Annotated in this window: 15 protein-coding genes; all 15 read right to left on the minus strand. The window is 51.8% G+C overall.

The annotated features are described in order from the left end of the window. Positions 1–7: 7 nt before the first annotated feature. Positions 8–934, minus strand: coding sequence for a glycosyltransferase family 2 protein (locus F5984_RS06455; RefSeq protein ID WP_152123451.1), 927 nt, complete (start codon positions 932–934; stop codon positions 8–10). 96 nt (positions 935–1,030) lie between these two features. Next, positions 1,031–1,579, minus strand: a complete 549-nt coding sequence (locus F5984_RS06460; RefSeq protein ID WP_019989347.1) for an NADH-quinone oxidoreductase subunit J family protein — start codon at positions 1,577–1,579, stop codon at positions 1,031–1,033. An 81-nt stretch (positions 1,580–1,660) separates the two neighbouring features. Continuing rightward, complete coding sequence (locus tag F5984_RS06465) at positions 1,661–2,224, minus strand: NuoI/complex I 23 kDa subunit family protein (protein WP_027303107.1); 564 nt, start codon at positions 2,222–2,224, stop codon at positions 1,661–1,663. Between the two features lie 87 nt (positions 2,225–2,311). Then, entirely contained in the window at positions 2,312–3,472 is a 1,161-nt protein-coding gene (gene nuoH / locus F5984_RS06470; RefSeq protein ID WP_019989345.1) for an NADH-quinone oxidoreductase subunit NuoH, read from the minus strand. Between the two features lie 89 nt (positions 3,473–3,561). Next, complete coding sequence (locus tag F5984_RS06475) at positions 3,562–4,638, minus strand: 2Fe-2S iron-sulfur cluster-binding protein (RefSeq protein ID WP_019989344.1); 1,077 nt, start codon at positions 4,636–4,638, stop codon at positions 3,562–3,564. Positions 4,639–4,740: 102 nt separating this feature from the next. Beyond that, positions 4,741–6,081, minus strand: a complete 1,341-nt coding sequence (gene nuoF, locus F5984_RS06480) for an NADH-quinone oxidoreductase subunit NuoF (protein WP_152123452.1) — start codon at positions 6,079–6,081, stop codon at positions 4,741–4,743. Between the two features lie 8 nt (positions 6,082–6,089). Continuing rightward, positions 6,090–6,590 (minus strand): NADH-quinone oxidoreductase subunit NuoE, encoded by a 501-nt coding sequence (gene nuoE / locus F5984_RS06485; protein ID WP_152123453.1) that lies wholly within the window; start codon positions 6,588–6,590, stop codon positions 6,090–6,092. Between the two features lie 3 nt (positions 6,591–6,593). After that, the gene (locus tag F5984_RS06490; RefSeq protein ID WP_152123454.1) at positions 6,594–7,838 is read right to left on the minus strand and encodes an NADH-quinone oxidoreductase subunit D; all 1,245 of its coding nucleotides are present in this window, start codon (positions 7,836–7,838) and stop codon (positions 6,594–6,596) included. Positions 7,839–7,933: 95 nt separating this feature from the next. Then, positions 7,934–8,434 (minus strand): NADH-quinone oxidoreductase subunit C, encoded by a 501-nt coding sequence (locus F5984_RS06495; protein WP_019989340.1) that lies wholly within the window; start codon positions 8,432–8,434, stop codon positions 7,934–7,936. Between the two features lie 9 nt (positions 8,435–8,443). After that, the gene (locus tag F5984_RS06500) at positions 8,444–8,989 is read right to left on the minus strand and encodes an NADH-quinone oxidoreductase subunit B (RefSeq protein WP_152123455.1); all 546 of its coding nucleotides are present in this window, start codon (positions 8,987–8,989) and stop codon (positions 8,444–8,446) included. 69 nt (positions 8,990–9,058) lie between these two features. Then, entirely contained in the window at positions 9,059–9,430 is a 372-nt protein-coding gene (locus F5984_RS06505; protein ID WP_019989338.1) for an NADH-quinone oxidoreductase subunit A, read from the minus strand. 176 nt (positions 9,431–9,606) lie between these two features. Next, the gene (locus F5984_RS06510; protein WP_152123456.1) at positions 9,607–11,736 is read right to left on the minus strand and encodes a T9SS type A sorting domain-containing protein; all 2,130 of its coding nucleotides are present in this window, start codon (positions 11,734–11,736) and stop codon (positions 9,607–9,609) included. A gap of 256 nt (positions 11,737–11,992) precedes the next feature. Beyond that, positions 11,993–14,692, minus strand: coding sequence for a sialate O-acetylesterase (locus F5984_RS06515; RefSeq protein WP_246168846.1), 2,700 nt, complete (start codon positions 14,690–14,692; stop codon positions 11,993–11,995). A 95-nt stretch (positions 14,693–14,787) separates the two neighbouring features. Next, on the minus strand, positions 14,788–15,807 hold the full coding sequence (gene obgE / locus F5984_RS06520; protein ID WP_152123458.1) for a GTPase ObgE: 1,020 nt from the start codon (positions 15,805–15,807) through the stop codon (positions 14,788–14,790). A gap of 61 nt (positions 15,808–15,868) precedes the next feature. Further along, the gene (locus F5984_RS06525; RefSeq protein WP_152123459.1) at positions 15,869–16,450 is read right to left on the minus strand and encodes an adenylate kinase; all 582 of its coding nucleotides are present in this window, start codon (positions 16,448–16,450) and stop codon (positions 15,869–15,871) included. Positions 16,451–16,598 lie beyond the last annotated feature (148 nt).

Consider the following 16,598-nt stretch of genomic DNA (forward strand, 5'->3'; position numbering starts at 1 on the left):
TTGTACCTTACCGCATTTGCTGCCGATACCGAAGGCTCTCTGCCATGGGAGCTCCACGCAGTATAAACCAGGCCAAACGGCCAAACTCTCGGTTGCGGAATACTTTCCGCGCATTCTTGAGCGTATAGAATATTCGCAAGGCCGCCCGTTCAAAGGGGCCGTGATACTTTCGGAAATAGTGAAACAACGAGATGTAAAACTCCCGGCGCACCATCCAACTTTGTGAACCGCTTCCCCCCGCGAAATGAACAAACTGGGCAGCTGGTACAAGGGCTGATTGCCACCCCGCCCGTTTTATCCGTAAGCAGAAATCCTCTTCTTCACAATACAAAAAATGGGTAGTATCTAAACCACCCAACTGCCGTAAAACAGGCCCTCTAATAAACATGGCGCTTCCTGTCACTACAGGTACAGTAATCGGCTCTGTATAGTGTTTTTTCTTATAAGGGTAAGCATCAGGTTCTATAAGCCGCATACATGCACTCCCTAAGACATTGATACCTAAAGAGGGAAAATACGAAAATGAGTGATCCATTGAACCATCCCCTTTGTAAGTTTGTGGTGTGCATACCCCTACCCGTGTGTTTAGCTCCAGGTAAGCGCTGAGAAGTCCACACACATCGTTCCGAAACAACGTGTCGTTATTGAGTAAAAAATAGTACTCCGAATCTGGCCGGGCCTGTTGTACACCCAGCATATTTCCTCCAGCAAAGCCCAGATTTATACGACTGAAGACAAGCTTTACTTTATCAGTCCCTGAAATGGACAACAGTTTGTCCCGATCGGCTGGCCCTGAATTATTATCCACTACAATGATTTCGTATGAGTCAGCCTTTGTCTCTTTCTTAATCGATTGGATACAGTCTATCGTGTAACTGGCTGAGTTATAGTTCACCAGTATAATCGACACAAAGGGGGGGCTCTTCTCTATCATTCAGGTTATTTCTAACAAAAACGCCAGTAACCTACAATCTGGTCACTGGCGTCACAAAAAAATTAAAAAGAGACTTCTCTTGTATGCTGGGTTGGATTAAAAATGGCGATCACCAGCTTCACGTTTACCCAGCATCACGGCCCCTACCATGGCTACCAGAAACAGAACCGATGCCAGTTCAAACGGTAGTAAGTAGTCACCGTAAAGAACCATACCCAGATTTTCGACAAGGCCGGTCTTCGCATCAAAAGCGATCGCGTTGTATGACCCGACCTGAGCGGCTTTGAAAATACCGAGCATAAGCACCATCAGGGTTCCCCCAACAATGACCGCAGCAATTTTGGCCAGGCTTGTTTTCGACTCTTCATCCTCTTTGCGGAGGTTCAGGAACATGATTGTGAAGAGGAAAAGAACCATGATAGCTCCTGCATACACGATAATGTTGACAGCCGCCAGAAACTGAGCATTCAACAATACGTAATGACCCGATAAACAAAAAAACGTGGCAATCAGAGCCAGTACACTATGGATCGGATTTCGCGCGGTAACCACCACAATGGCACTTAGTACGGTAACAAACGCCAGTATCCAGAACAGGTACCCTGTGGGAGTCAGTTGCTTAAAATGCGCTAAAAGTTCGTTCATTTCTAAAAGTTTCAGGTTTGAGGTTTAAGCGGTGACCCAGGGCAAAACCCAGCGACCCATACTTGCACCCCGAAACGATTTTTATCCCACTGATCGCGACAGACTTGGCTCGGTCGGTGTAGCCTGAACATTCGGGTTGTTGCGCACGTACCGATCATCCATTTTTTCCACCAGCTGGTCTTTCCCGTAAACTACGTTATCGCGCTCGGTAAATACCGGTACAAAACGGTCATGCCGGAGATAGATCGCCTGTTTGGGGCAGGCTTCTTCGCATAAGCCACAGAAAATACACCGCAGCATATTGATCTCGTACACAGCCGCGTATTTCTCCTCACGGTACAGACCCTCGTCGCCTTTCCGGCGTTCGGCCGCTACCATGGAGATAGCCTCAGCCGGGCAGGCCACTGCGCACAAACCACAGGCTGTGCACCGCTCGCGGCCCTGCTCATCGCGTTTGAGCACGTGATGCCCCCGGAAAATTGGCCCCAGATAGCGCTTCACCTCGGGGTATTGAATGGTTGGCTTTTTCTGAAAAAAGTGCCGTATCGTGATGCCCAGCCCCTGGAGGATAGCCGGAAGGTACATCTTCTCGGCCAACGTCATCTCCTTGTTGCTGACTTGTTTAGATCGGTTTGTTAACTGCATAGTAAACCCGTTTTATGGTCTGAAATTGCTTGCTCATGGTTTATCGAAGACGGACGCTTCGATCACAAGCACAACAATCAGACTCTTTTACGCTTTCTGCATCGCTACAGCGCCTTTGGGCGCTTTGGCTGCCGACATGACCGCCAATACAACCATCACAGCCACAATAGCCCAGGTCGCGTAGTTAAAATTAAAAAGTAGGCCAGCACCCGTCACAATTACGTTCAGGATCGACAGCGGAATCAGCGACTTCCACCCCAGATTCATCAGCTGATCGTACCGGAACCGAGGCAGGGTCCAGCGTACCCACATGAAGAAGAAAATGAAGAAGAAGATTTTACCAAAGAATAGCACCGTACCAATAGCTGTAGCCACGTTATGGCCCGTATTTGCACCGAGTGCATTGGTCAGGGCCTCGTGTGCCTGAGCCGCAAATGGATAGTGATACCCACCAAAATACAGCGACGCAATGACCGCCGATGACACAAACATGTTGATATACTCGGCAAACAGATAAAAGCCCAGCTTCATGGAGCTGTACTCGGTGTGGTAACCACCAACCAGTTCGGTTTCGCACTCGGGAAGGTCAAACGGGGTCCGGTTACACTCTGCAAACGCACACACCAGGAAAATGACAAAACCCAACGGCTGCGTAAACACCCCCCAGCCAAAGAAACCAACCTCGGCCTGCTGCTCCACAATAGCCCGCACCGACAGCGAGCCGGTCATCATCAGAATAGCGATGATCGACATACCCAGCGCAATTTCGTAGCTAATGTTCTGCGAAGCCGCCCGGATAGCGCCCAACAGGGAGAATTTGTTGTTGGAAGCCCAGCCTCCAACCATAATTCCGTACACCCCGAGCGAAACCACGCCGAAGATGTACAGCATCCCGATGTTAATTTCAATACCCTGCACCGGGATTTCATACTGCCCGAACCGGATGCTATCGCCAAACGGAATAACGGCACTCGACATCAGGGCGGTTAGCATGGCCAGACACGGCCCCAGAATAAAGAGCCATTTGCTTGCCTGCGCCGGAATAAAGTCTTCTTTGAAGAACATCTTTCCTGCATCAGCAATCGGCTGCAGCAGACCCCACGGGCCCGCCCGGTTGGGACCCAGACGATCCTGCAAGAAGCCCGCAACTTTACGCTCGGCGTAGGTTGAGTAGGTAGCAATCAGCAGCGTAATCCCGAAGATTACGAGAATGATAATTGCTTTGGTTATTAGAACGGTTAAATCCATTGTCTTAAGTTTCCATTCTCAGCTTACCATTTCCGGCTATTTGCTACAGCCTGAAACCGAAAAACCGAAAACACTAAACTGTACACTAATTATTCAGTAGCAGATGGCAACGACTTGTTGAACCGCTCGGGGGGTAACTGCTGAATACCCAGCTGACTCGTATCACGGGTATCATCCACAGTTTTGTACTGTGCGGCTGCCAAACGCTGTCCAAAAGCAGGCTTCTGCAAGTCGGCGCGGTACTTGTTAGCCGAAATAACCGAACCACGAGCAATTTTGGTGGGTCCTTCGATCACCCAATCGCTGGTGTTTTTGGTTTCAAAGCGGCAAGTATTGCAAATGAACTCCGTCACCTCATTCCACTCATTCCGGCGGGCCGTCACCCGAATCACCTCTTCACCCCGGTACCACAGTGTTACCTTACCCGAGCAGGTTGGGCAATCGCGGTGTGCATCAACGGGCTTCGTAAACCACACCCGGTTTTTGAAGCGGTAGGTTTTATCGGTCAGAGCACCAACCGGGCAAACGTCGATCACGTTTCCGGAGAAATCATTGTCAATAGCCTTTTCGATGTACGTACCGATCTCAGCCGCATCGCCCCGGTTCAGTACCCCGTGTACGCGCTTATTGGTGATCTGGTCGGCCGTAAACACACACCGATAGCACAGAATGCAACGGGTCATGTGCAGTTGCACATACGGGCCCAGGTCGTGCTTGTCGAACGTCCGGCGTTCTTCCTCGTAGCGTGTATTGGCCGCACCGTGGTCAAACGCGAAGTTTTGCAGATCACACTCACCCGCTTGGTCACAAACCGGGCAGTCGAGTGGGTGGTTAATCAGCAGAAACTCCACCACGCCTTTGCGGGCATCGAGTACCTGCGGATTCGTGGTGTTTTCGACCACCATACCGTCTTGTACGGGCGTGATGCAAGAAGCTACCAGCTTAGGCATCGGACGAGGGTCTTTTGCCGAACCAGCTGCTACGCGCACCAGACAGGCCCGACATTTACCACCGCTTCCTTTAAGGGGCTGGTAGTAACACATGGCCGGAGGGGCTACCTCAGGGCCAATTTTGCGAGCCGCCTGCAATATGGTTGTACCGGGTTCTACTTCGACCTCGATACCATCTACAGTGACTTTAAATAATTGCGGTTTTACGTCTTCCATCTTAATCTGTACAGTGGAGCGGTGCTCCGCTGGGCCGTTAGGCCAATAAGTTGACGGTTATTGGCCTAACGGCCTAGCGGAGCACCGCTCCACTATACTTTATTATACCAGCGCCATATCCCCTTTGAACACGGCACCCGGCTGGGTGGCTTCGTGCGGGTTGGTGATATGCCACTCAAACTCATCCCGGAAATGGCGGATTGCACTGGCAACAGGCCAGGCAGCGGCATCGCCTAATGGGCAAATCGTGTTTCCTTCGATCCGACGAGCTACATCAACCAGCAGGTCAATATCATGCTGGTTGCCATGACCGTATTCAATCCGGTGAAGTACTTTCTCCATCCAGCCGGTTCCTTCACGGCAAGGGCTACACTGCCCGCACGATTCATGGTGGTAGAAGCGGGAGAAATTCCAGGTATTCCGAACGATACAGGCCGTTTCGTCGAATACGATGAAACCACCCGAACCCAGCATGGTGCCGGTCTGGAAACCACCTTCCGACAAAGACTCGTACGACATCAGTCGTTTGTCGCCGTTACCCAGTTTCAGAATCAGGTTAGCGGGCAAAATGGGCACTGAAGAACCACCCGCTACCACCGCCTTAAGCTTATGACCGGGACGGATACCACCGCACCATTCGTCGGCATAAATGAAATCTTCGACCGGTAAGCCCAGCTCAATTTCATAAACGCCCGGCTTATTGATATGCCCCGAGGCCGAAATCAACTTGGTACCCGTTGAGCGGCCAATACCGATAGCGGCATAGGCGTCGCCCCCGTGGTTGACAATCCAGGACGTAGTCGCAATCGACTCTACGTTGTTCACCACCGTTGGGCACTGATATAGGCCCTTCACAGCGGGGAATGGCGGCTTGTTCCGTGGGTTACCGCGCTTGCCTTCGAGCGATTCGAGCAAGGCCGTTTCTTCACCACAGATGTAAGCACCACCTCCGGGCTGCACAACCAGCTCAAGATCGTAACCGCTACCCAGAATATTTTTCCCGAGAAAACCGGCCGCTTTAGCTTCGGCAATGGCTTTTTCGAGAATATGAATTACGTACATCAGCTCACCCCGTACGTAGATAAACGACTTGTTTGCACCCAGCGCAAAGCTCGATACAATCATCCCCTCAATAAGCAGGTGGGGAATCGTTTTCATCAGGTAGTGATCCTTAAACGTTCCTGGCTCCGACTCGTCGGCGTTGCAAACCAAATACCTCGGTACACCCTCGGGTTTGGCCAGAAAACTCCATTTCATACCCATGGGGAAGCCTGCGCCCCCCCGGCCACGCACACCCGACTTCTTCACCTCTTCCACCACCTCGTCGGGAGTCATGGTTTTCAGGGCTTTCTCAACGGCGGTATAGCCACCTTGCTTCCGATATACATCGAATGTCTCGATGCCCGGAACGTTGATATGCTCAGTAAGTACTTTAATAGCCATCGTGTGGGTTATTTCGACAGTTCGTCAATGATCTCGTCAACTCGTTCGTTGGTCAGGTTGGTGTAGTACTTCTCCCGAACCTGAAATACAGGGCCCATCCCACAGGCAGCCAGACATTCCACTTCTTTGATGGTAAACTGACCGTCAACCGTGGTCTGACCGGCTTCGATTCCGAGTCGCTGCCGCAGATGTGCATACACTTCCTCGCCCCCCATCAGGCAGCAAGGGCCCGTTCGGCAGTACTCAATTACGTGCTTACCAACGGGGTTAATGTGAAACATGGTGTAGAACGTAGCTACCTCATATACTTCGATTGGCTCAATCTGAAGCAGGCCGGCCACGTAATCCATGCCTTCGGCAGGTGTCCAGCCTTCTTGCTCCTGCAACAAGTGCAACAGGGGCAACAAAGCCGACTTTTGCCGTCCTTCGGGGTAGCGGGCAATAATTTCTTTTGCCTTTTCCAGCCGGTCCGGCGTAAACTGTATAGTGGGTTTCGTTTCTGTCGTCATTGTTTAAGCATCCAATTCTCCAGCAATCACGTTCAGGCTACTCATAATCACGATGGCATCGGAGAGCGTGGTACCTTTACACATTTCCGGGAAGGCCTGGTAGTAGATAAAGCACGGACGCCGGAAGTGCAGACGATACGGAGCCCGGCCCCCATCGCTAATCAGATAAAAGCCCAATTCGCCATTACCACCCTCAACGGCGTGGTATACCTCGCCAGCCGGCGCATCAATTTCACCCATCACAATCTTGAAGTGATAGATCAGGGCTTCCATATTTTTGTACACCTCCTGCTTGGGCGGCAGGTAGTACTCGGGCGCATCGGCGAAGTAAGGGCCTTCGGGCAGGTTTTCGAGGGCTTGCTCTACAATGCGTAAGCTTTGCCAGATTTCTTCGTTGCGCACCATGAACCGGTCGTACGTATCCCCGCTCTTACCAACCGGAATATCAAACTCGAAGTCTTCGTACGATGAATATGGATTCATTACCCGCACGTCGTAGTCAACACCGGCAGCCCGGAGGTTAGGGCCTGTAAAGCCGTAATTCAGCGCCCGCTCTGCCGAAATGGGCCCTACATCAATCACCCGATCCATAAAGATCCGGTTCCGGTTGAAGAGGTTCTCAAACTCGCGCATGACGGGCGGGAAGTCTTTGATGAACTTCCGAATCTTGCGGATGGCCTCAGGCGATAGGTCGCGCTCCATGCCCCCAATCCGACCCATGTTGGTTGTCAGACGGGCACCGCACACTTCTTCGTAGATTTCGTAAATCTCTTCCCGCTGCTCAAACAGATACAGGAAGCCGGTAAACGCCCCCGTATCTACACCCAGGATACCGTTACAGATGAGGTGGTCGGCAATACGCGCCAGCTCCATCATGATAACCCGAATGTATTGTGCGCGCTTAGGCACCTGTACGCCGAGTAGTTTCTCGACAGTCATGTGCCAGCCAAAGTTGTTGATCGGCGACGAACAGTAGTTCATCCGGTCGGTCAACGTGGTGATCTGGTAGAAAGGCCGCCGTTCGGCTATTTTCTCGAATGCCCGGTGAATGTAACCCACCGTTTGTTCGCCCGACACGATTTTTTCGCCATCCATTTGCAGGATGTTCTGGAAAATTCCGTGGGTAGCCGGGTGCGTCGGGCCAAGGTTCAGCGTTGTCAGTTCATTGACGTACTGAATAGGTCCTTCTGGAGTGGCCGGGGTGTTACGTGCCCCAACGGCATCTATGCTAAGGTCTTCTGTAACCATGTTCAATTAGCGAATGAGTGAATTGGCGAATGAGTGAATGCAGGAAAATTAGCTTCTTTTTTATTCGCTAATTCGCTCATTCACTCATTCACTCATTACCTTCCAAAGAGCGCGTCAATTTTATCCCGACGGGTGCCGTCTTCGAGCGGATACTCTTTGCGCATGGGGTGATAATCCATTTCTTCCATGTTCAGAATCCGCTCCAGTTTGGGGTGCCCATCGAACAGAATACCGAAGTAGTCGAACGTTTCGCGCTCCATCCAGTTAGCCGACTCATACAGCACGGTGGCCGTTGGCACGTGCAGATCCTCGTTAGACAGATACACCTTGAGCCGGATCCGGTAGTTATTAATCAGGCTGTGCGCGTGGTACACCACACAAAACTCCCGACCGGGGCTATCCGGGTAGTGAACCGCCGTAATATCGGTCAGAAAGCTTATCTGAAACGTTTTATGGTCTTTCAGATACTGGAGAAGCGGAATGAGTTGCTCGCGCGTGACTGTCAGCGTAAGCAGATCAAACGGGTCGTCGAAATCTGACACCGCATCGCCAAACTGCTGAATGATGTCCTGAGCAACCGTTTCGTTAGTAAGCATAATGGTGGATTATTGGATGCCGTATGAATTCAGCAACAATTGGTATTCTTCGGTGTTCCGGCGACGCAACGACTCGTTACGGGCCAATTCCTGGATTTGCATAACGCCCTCGATCACCTGCTCGGGACGAGGTGGGCAACCCGGAATATACACATCAACCGGAATGATCCGGTCGATACCCTGCAATACGCTATACGTATCGAAAATACCACCGCTCGACGCGCAGGCGCCCATAGCAATAACCCAGCGGGGTTCGGCCATTTGCAGATAAACCTGCTTTACAATGGGGGCCATCTTTTTGGCGATGGTTCCCATCACCATGAGCATGTCGGCCTGCCGGGGCGAGAAACTCGGACGCTCCGAACCGAACCGGGCGATGTCGTAGTGCGAGCCCATGGTAGCCATAAACTCAATACCACAGCAGGAAGTAGCAAACGGCAATGGCCACAACGAATTAGCGCGGGCCATGCCAATGACTTTATCGAATGAGGTCGCGAAGAACCCGGAGCCTGTATGCCCTTCGGGAGCTTCGACCATTTTGACGCTTGTTGACATCAGTTTACTGGGTATGTCTTTGTTTAAATATAACGATTTTGTGTATCGTTATCGTTTCTTACGATGGGCTTATTCCCACTTCAAAACGCCCTTCCGTATCACGTAATAGAACCCCGACAGCAACAGCCCCATGAACAGAATCATCTCAAGGAAACCCGTTACTCCCAGCTGTTTAAAGTTAACCGCCCAGGGGTACATGAAAATTACTTCTACGTCGAACAGAACGAAGAGGATAGCGATCAGAAAGTACTTGATCGAGATTGGCGTGCGGGCATCACCAACAACCGGGATACCACACTCAAACGGATCATCTTTCTTCTGACTGTTTCGCTTTGGACCCACCATGTGCGTAACAATCATGGTTGTCACGATAAAGCCCAGGGCCAAAATTAATTGAATGAACACCGGCAAATAATCCGATGGTACGTAAGCAGCATTCATACAGAGAGCTCGACAAAATGTGTTGCAAGTTAAGCATAAAATAAACACGGGCGTTTGTGAGGCTGGAACATTGTACCACAACAAACTGCTACACAAACGCGCTGTTGACCTGAATAGTTATCCACAAAAAAGCCCTTGTCGCAACAAGGGCTTTCGAACTGAAAATCGGTGGAATATTAGTCAACCACAAATCGCTTGGAAACGTTGAAGCCCGCCGAGCGTACCCGAACTACGTACTGCCCTTTGGCCAGTGACGACATGGGTAATAACTGCCGCTGATTGAACGAGGCTACCGTAGTGGTGAAAACTAACTGACCCGTAAGCGAGTACACCGAAACCTCGGCATTGGGCAGATCTTCGAGTGTTTCTACATACACCACGCCATCTTTCGATGGGTTGGGGTACACACTCATTCCTTGATCCGCTTCGCTCAGGACGTACTCAAACGGGTTCGAAAAGCTTGAATAGCAGGTAATACTGCTGCCGTTGTTCAGCGTGTAAACCGTTTTGGCCCGCGCCGTGTAGGTTCCACTGCTACCCACCTTGGCTATCGAAGTGCTCTGGTTTTGTAATGTATTAGAGCCCCGACGCCAGTCGAAGAAATCGCCAAAGCCCGATGCAGCCGGAACAGTGGCTTTAAGCGAATACGTACCAGCCTGTGCGATCACCGGCACGACCAATCGGGGCCGGACCACCAGATTAACGGGTGCCGACTGAGCAGAGCGGCAACCGTACAGGTTGGTGGCTTGCACGGTGTATGCACCCGCAGCGCCTACCGTGAGCGTCCGACTAACGGCACCGGTATTCCAGGTGATGCGGTTGTTTGCCGGAGAATTGACCGATAAGGTTAAGACTGAATCCGAACAAACCTGTAGCTCGGTTGCAGCGGGAGAGCCCGGTTGCCGGGCCAATGTGATCGTAGGGGTTGCTGGCTGAATCGGGTCAGCTACTTCAACGGCTGGTGCCAGGAAGGTATTCCCTTTGGCGTCTTTCAGCGTAGCGCGGTACGTACCGGCGGCAGTTACACTCAGTGTTTGGGTCGTTTGGCCCGACTGCCAGCTGTAGCTCGCGGCATTGGGCAACCGAATCGAAACACCGTTGGGCGCACAGCTTACCGTAATAGCGGGTTGTGGTAAAGGCAATAGCGGGAGCGAACTGGTAAAGAAGATAGCATCCATGCTATTGTACCAGGCTTGCGCCAGTTGCCGGAGGCCATCACCCCCGAAGTGAACGTCATCGCCGGGACGAGGGCGCTGAATTGCATCCGTAAATGGCCCCGGCAGTACGTTGTTATTGTACACGTTGATTACGTCTGACTGCGCCTGAATAATGTTCTCACTTACTTTGCCCTGATTGTAGGAAGAACGGGCCAGGATCCAGGCCGGATACCGATCCGTATCTGCCCGGGTTTTGTTCACGAGGTACTGCATCAGCGTAGCGTACTCCTGCCGACCCAGGTTGAGGGGAACGTTATCGGTTTCACCCTGCTGCCAGAGTACGGCCCGCAGCCCAAACAGGGAGCTGTAGTAACGCAGGGCAATAATCAAATTGCCGTAGGGCATACCCACCGGGAAGTTTTCGTCGGGGGTACCCATTCGGAAAATATTCTTGGTGATTTTGCCATCAGCACTCTCAGTCCAGTTGCGGATGGTGGTACCCGCCCAGGCTGTATTGATGAACAAGACCGGGCAGTTGTACTGCTTGGCAATAAGGTCGCCGAGGATACCCCAGCACCATGCACTTTGCCCACGAGGCCCAATCAGTGCCGAGGCACTCAGTTGCTGAAACTTGGGAGCCGGTGGATCGGCCAGGGAGTTTCTGGCAAAATTGTCATAATCAACGCAGTTAACCCGATCATCGGTAGCACCAGCGGCACCGAGATCCTGAAAACCCTGTGCGTTAGACTGACCGGTCACGATGAACACCTCACCGATACCTACTTTCCGTACTACATCTTCGCCAATCACAGTACGACCCGAGAAAGCGCGTACTTCGAGCCGGTACCAGCCGGTGGTTCCCCGCACGGGCCCCTGAAATATGCCACCCTGTGGATTCCGCTGAATGGTTTGCCAGGCTGTAGTTAACCCTTGCCCTACATTTTCAAATACCAGTCGTGCCTGCACGCTATCGACCGGCTGGTAATAGCTACCCGACACAAAAATGGTTGATGTCTGATCGTTATTGCGCTGGAATACGGCCCTGCTCTCGGGATATGTGATTCGTACAACCTGCGCTTCAACCCGCCCCGCACATAGCCCAGCTAAAAGCAAAAATGCGTTTAAAATGCCCCGTATGCTCTGTTTCATAAAGATGTATGACAAGCCTGATTTTACCTACATTCAAAAATCAGCCCAAACTAAATGTGTCACTAAAAGTAAGTCCAAGTGTGCGCCAGCGTCACCCCTTCCAACTTATTATAACTTACCAGTAGCAAATTTAGTATATCCCGGTAAAATACAAATCAATATAGCCACTGGGCAGGTAGTTTATCCGTCTTAAACGACGAATCGCCGGGCAGTTTGACTACCCGACGATTCGTCGTCTGTTTTAGTAAGTATTCGTTTAAAAACCCACCAGAATACGTTTTGACTGATTAAATCCGGGAGCCCGAACCTGCAGAATATACTGACCAGGACTAACGTTTGTCAAACTCAACGTTTTGCGGTCATCGAATAGCGGAACCGGTACCGTCATAATTTCCTGGCCACTGAGCGAGTAAACCGCGATAACTGCATTCTGAATATTTTCCAATGTCTCGACTGTCACTTGGCGGGTCGGGGTCGGGTTTGGATACACGCTCAGACCGTTGAAACTGGCATCGAGTGTGTAGGCAAACGGCTGCGAAAACGGCGAGGCACACGTTAGGTCTGGGCTATACACAATGAAGGAACGTACCTGATACGAGCCCGATTGAGCGGCTTTGAGTGTGCTTGTCCGAACGGCCAACGAATCGGTATTCCGGCGCCAGCTGTACGAGGCCTCGGTAGTTGGTCCAAAAGCCTGCAAGGTAAACGTGCCTACCTGATTGATGGTCGGCGTAGCTGGCAGCGGCCGGGCATTCACGGCAATCGCGTTACTCTGCGGAGAAATACAGCCGTTGTTATCGCGGGTACGGGCCGTGTAGGTTCCTGACCGGCGTACAGTCAGAGCCTGGGTTGAATCGCCCGATGACCAGAACGTACTTATCGAATTGGTAGCGGTCAACGTCACCTGATCGCCCTCGCAAAACGTAGTCCGCCCCGAAGCCGCAATAGTGGGCGCATTTGGCAACGGGTTGACCCGCACATCCAGACGCGACGACTCAGCCGATACACAGTTGAACTGATTCCGTACACGTACCGTATAACTTCCGGCCTGATTGGTAGTGATACTCCGGGTAGTTTGCCCACTACTCCACTGATAGGAGGTATTTTCGGGAGCCGTGAGGGTTATGGACCGGTCAGCGCAGAACGTAGAAGGACCGTTGGTAGCAATGACGGGCGTTGCCGGGTTTGGGTTCACAACCACATTGATGGCATTGGACCGTGGAGATGAACACCCGTTTTGGTCGGTGATGGTTACCTGATACGCACCGCCCCGCCGAACATCAATCACCTGGCTCGTTTCACCCGTGCTCCAGTTATAGCGCACATTATCGGCATTAACACGTAAAATCGTGTTGTCGCCCTCACAAAACGTAGTCGGTCTTTCATTGGCAATTACAGGGGCCGCCGGATTGGGGTTGACTTGCACATTAACTGCCTGCGAGTTGAACTCGCAACCACTCACATCCCGATACCGAACAAAAAAGCTGCCCGACGTATTCGTTGTCAGCACCCGGTTACTGGTCACAACCTGGTTGGTTTGTCCGTTGATGAAGGATATGTTGTTCTCATAATTTGCAGTCAGGTTTACCGAACCACCCTCGCAAAAGGTTGTGGGGCCACTTGGAGCCACAAACGGTGCATCTGCCACACGTACAGCGGCCGTGTAGCTCACATTCCCAAAACCATCTTTAACCTTGGCCCGGTATCGGTTTCCGCCCCCACCACGAATGATGGTTGGCCCGCCGTCGGCGCCAACAACCTGCCCCTGATCATTCAATGTTTCCCAGACAATACTCGAAAACTGCCCGTTGACGGTGTACGATACCTGATTATTGCCAGGACAACCTGCCGAAATGGATGCTAACGAAGCCGGCGCTACGGGTTGCGCGCTGTTGAAAAAGGTTTCGTCGAGCGAACTATTCCACAAAGCAGCGACTTTTTCAAGCCCTGCATTATTAAAGTGCGCATTGTCAGCCCGATCCAGCACAACGTCGGTATTGGGCCCCCCAAATATTCCACCCGATGGGTTGATTGCTACGTTTTGGCCGTTAATCACTTTCGTGTCTATGCCGCCCATATCACTGTCGTACGAGGCACGGGCAATTACCCACGGGATTCGTTTGCCGGTATCCTGCTGCACGCGATTGATGAGCCACAGCAAATCGTTGGTGTACTGAGTAGCAGGGGTATCGCGAAAGTTATCGGCTTCTCCCTGATGCCAGAGTACCGCCCGTAACCCGTACTGGTTAGCATAAAACTGGGCAGCCTGTTTGAGGTTACCATAAGGCATTCCGGCAGGTAGCGGTACTTGTGAATAGACGTTGAATGTTTGACCAACCTCAACACTCTCACGCCAGTTACGCACGGTTGTCGCTCCCCAGCCTGCGTTGAAAAACATAACCGGCACCCCAAGGCGTTGCACCAGAAAGTCGCCAAGCCGACCCCAATAATATGGCCCAAAGCCACGTGGCGCCAACACCATATTGTTGTCTACTTTCGTAAAAGCAGGGTAACTCGGGTCAGCCAACGATTCGTTCTGCTGCCCCACAATGGCGGTATTAACCCGATCGTCGCCCGCAGCTAATCCATCGGGGCGTACGCCCTGGGCATTCGATTGGCCAGCCACAATAAAGACTTCACCAACACCAAACGGCTCAAGTGATGCGTAGCCGACTGTCTGATCATTATTCATCCCCCGGACTTCGAGCCGGTACCAACCTCCCGACACATTCGTCAGTTCACCTGAGAAACTGCCACCCGTGGGGCTATTCTGTAGGGTACGCCAATCAAAACTAGCCCCGCCATTAAGGGCGGTTAACTTCGCTTCGATTCGCGTTACTGAACTGGTGTAGAATCCCGCTACCCGCACAGTAGCCTGATTATTTAGTCCGCGTTGAAAAACTGCTCGGGTTGTGGGAAACGTAATCTGTACCTGGGCTATACTAATGGAAGACAATAGAAGTAAGCCGAAGCAAGCTACATAAAATGTAAAATTTTTCATGACGGGGCTCCCTACAGAAACGACCTCCTCTACCTGTGAGCGTTTCGAGTTTATGATTCGGTGTCGGATAAGGGTTGGGCAGCTGACAATGTTTGCCAGATAGCATCTTTCAACTCGGTCAATCCCTCTTGTTTGACCGCTGATATGAAGACGCACTTGACCCGATCAGGTAACGTTTGTTTAATTCTAGCCAGGTCTTCCTCGGTCGCCAAATCCGTTTTGGTCACCGCCAGTAATCGCTCCTTCTCTACCAACTCGGGGTTATACTGATGCAGTTCGTTGACCAGCGTGTTGTATTCGGCCCGAATATTCTCGGCAGTAACCGGTACGGTAAACAGCAACACAGAGTTGCGTTCAATATGGCGCAAGAACCGCAGACCGAGGCCTTTCCCCTGCGACGCTCCTTCGATAATACCCGGAATATCAGCCATGACAAACGACTTGTAGTCGCGGTAGGCTACCACACCCAGATTAGGTACCAGCGTTGTAAACGGGTAATCGGCAATTTCGGGCTTAGCCGCCGACATCACCGACAATAAGGTCGATTTACCAGCATTGGGGAAGCCCACCAGGCCCACGTCGGCCAGCAGCTTCAATTCCAGAATAATCCAGGCTTCCTGACCGGCCTCGCCTGGCTGGGCATAGTACGGTGTTTGCTGGGTGGCCGATTTGAAATGGTCATTACCTAAGCCACCACGGCCGCCGGGCAACAGAATAACCTCTTCACCATCTGTGGTGATTTCGGCCATTTGCTCACCAGTTTCGGCATGGCGGGCAATGGTACCCAGGGGCACATCAAGAATGATATCTTCGCCCTGATGCCCCGTCCGGCGACCACCTTCGCCTGCTTCCCCCGGCGAAGCTTTGATGTGCTTCCGATACTTCAGGTGCAACAGGGTCCAGTGCTGGGAGTTACCGCGCAGAATGATATGCCCGCCCCGGCCGCCATCGCCCCCATCAGGGCCACCCTTAGCCACATGTTTTTCACGCCGGAAGTGTACAGACCCTGCTCCACCGGCTCCCGAACGACAATTTATTTTTACGTAGTCAATAAAATTTGATGATGCCATGCTCAATTGGTTACCACCGGCCCGTTCTTACCTCGTCCCTTCACCCAGTGGTTCGTACGCATTAGTTGAGTTGGGCCTCAGTGATTTTATGACAGATAGCGTCGAAAATGCTATCAATATCGCCTACTCCATCAATTGCCGCGTACTTACCCTGATTGTCGTAGTACCCGGCAACAGGCGTTGTTTTATCGTTGTATTCCTTAACCCGCCGACGAATCAGTTCTTCGTTCTGATCATCAGGCCGCCCCGATGTTTGCCCCCGTTGTAAAAGCCGACGAGTCAGTTCTTCTTCCTCCACGATCAAAGCAACCATGGTCGTAATCCGCTCATTGTACTGAGCCAGCAACGCGTCGAGCGCTTCGGCTTGTGGCACCGTACGCGGAAATCCGTCGAAAATAAAGCCAGCTGCCGATTGGTTTTCGCGCAGTTTGCTATCAATCATTCCGATCACTACTTCGTCGGGAACCAGCAAGCCCTGATCCATCAACGACTTCGCTTTCAACCCCAGCTCCGTGCCTGCTGCAATCTGTGACCGGAGCAAATCACCCGTTGAAAGGTGCACCAACTGGTACTTGGCAATCAATTTTTCGCTTTGCGTGCCTTTGCCCGCACCCGGAGGGCCAAACAGTACAAGATTAAGCATGGGGTTTATGTAGTGGGCTTTTAAACATTTGTTAATTGCGGCCGCAAAGTTACGACTGACACGATAAAATAATAGGCACTCATCTCCAAAGAGGTTTGTTTTTATCCATTGGAAAAGAAAAGCGACTTCCCCCGTTGAGGAAGTCGCC

Source organism: Rudanella paleaurantiibacter (assembly GCF_009184635.1).
Lineage (GTDB): Bacteria > Bacteroidota > Bacteroidia > Cytophagales > Spirosomataceae > Rudanella > Rudanella paleaurantiibacter.

What these genes read in the sequence shown, in the direction of transcription:
- obgE (WP_152123458.1), bottom strand. Translation starts at nt 15,807, where the DNA reads ATGGCATCATCAAATTTTATTGACTACGTAAAAATAAATTGTCGTTCG.
- F5984_RS06475 (WP_019989344.1), bottom strand. Translation starts at nt 4,638, where the DNA reads ATGGAAGACGTAAAACCGCAATTATTTAAAGTCACTGTAGATGGTATC.
- nuoH (WP_019989345.1), bottom strand. Translation starts at nt 3,472, where the DNA reads ATGGATTTAACCGTTCTAATAACCAAAGCAATTATCATTCTCGTAATC.
- F5984_RS06505 (WP_019989338.1), bottom strand. Translation starts at nt 9,430, where the DNA reads ATGAATGCTGCTTACGTACCATCGGATTATTTGCCGGTGTTCATTCAA.
- F5984_RS06455 (WP_152123451.1), bottom strand. Translation starts at nt 934, where the DNA reads ATGATAGAGAAGAGCCCCCCCTTTGTGTCGATTATACTGGTGAACTAT.
- F5984_RS06460 (WP_019989347.1), bottom strand. Translation starts at nt 1,579, where the DNA reads ATGAACGAACTTTTAGCGCATTTTAAGCAACTGACTCCCACAGGGTAC.
- nuoF (WP_152123452.1), bottom strand. Translation starts at nt 6,081, where the DNA reads ATGGCTATTAAAGTACTTACTGAGCATATCAACGTTCCGGGCATCGAG.
- F5984_RS06495 (WP_019989340.1), bottom strand. Translation starts at nt 8,434, where the DNA reads ATGCTTACTAACGAAACGGTTGCTCAGGACATCATTCAGCAGTTTGGC.
- nuoE (WP_152123453.1), bottom strand. Translation starts at nt 6,590, where the DNA reads ATGACGACAGAAACGAAACCCACTATACAGTTTACGCCGGACCGGCTG.
- F5984_RS06510 (WP_152123456.1), bottom strand. Translation starts at nt 11,736, where the DNA reads ATGAAACAGAGCATACGGGGCATTTTAAACGCATTTTTGCTTTTAGCT.
- F5984_RS06525 (WP_152123459.1), bottom strand. Translation starts at nt 16,450, where the DNA reads ATGCTTAATCTTGTACTGTTTGGCCCTCCGGGTGCGGGCAAAGGCACG.
- F5984_RS06490 (WP_152123454.1), bottom strand. Translation starts at nt 7,838, where the DNA reads ATGGTTACAGAAGACCTTAGCATAGATGCCGTTGGGGCACGTAACACC.
- F5984_RS06500 (WP_152123455.1), bottom strand. Translation starts at nt 8,989, where the DNA reads ATGTCAACAAGCGTCAAAATGGTCGAAGCTCCCGAAGGGCATACAGGC.
- F5984_RS06465 (WP_027303107.1), bottom strand. Translation starts at nt 2,224, where the DNA reads ATGCAGTTAACAAACCGATCTAAACAAGTCAGCAACAAGGAGATGACG.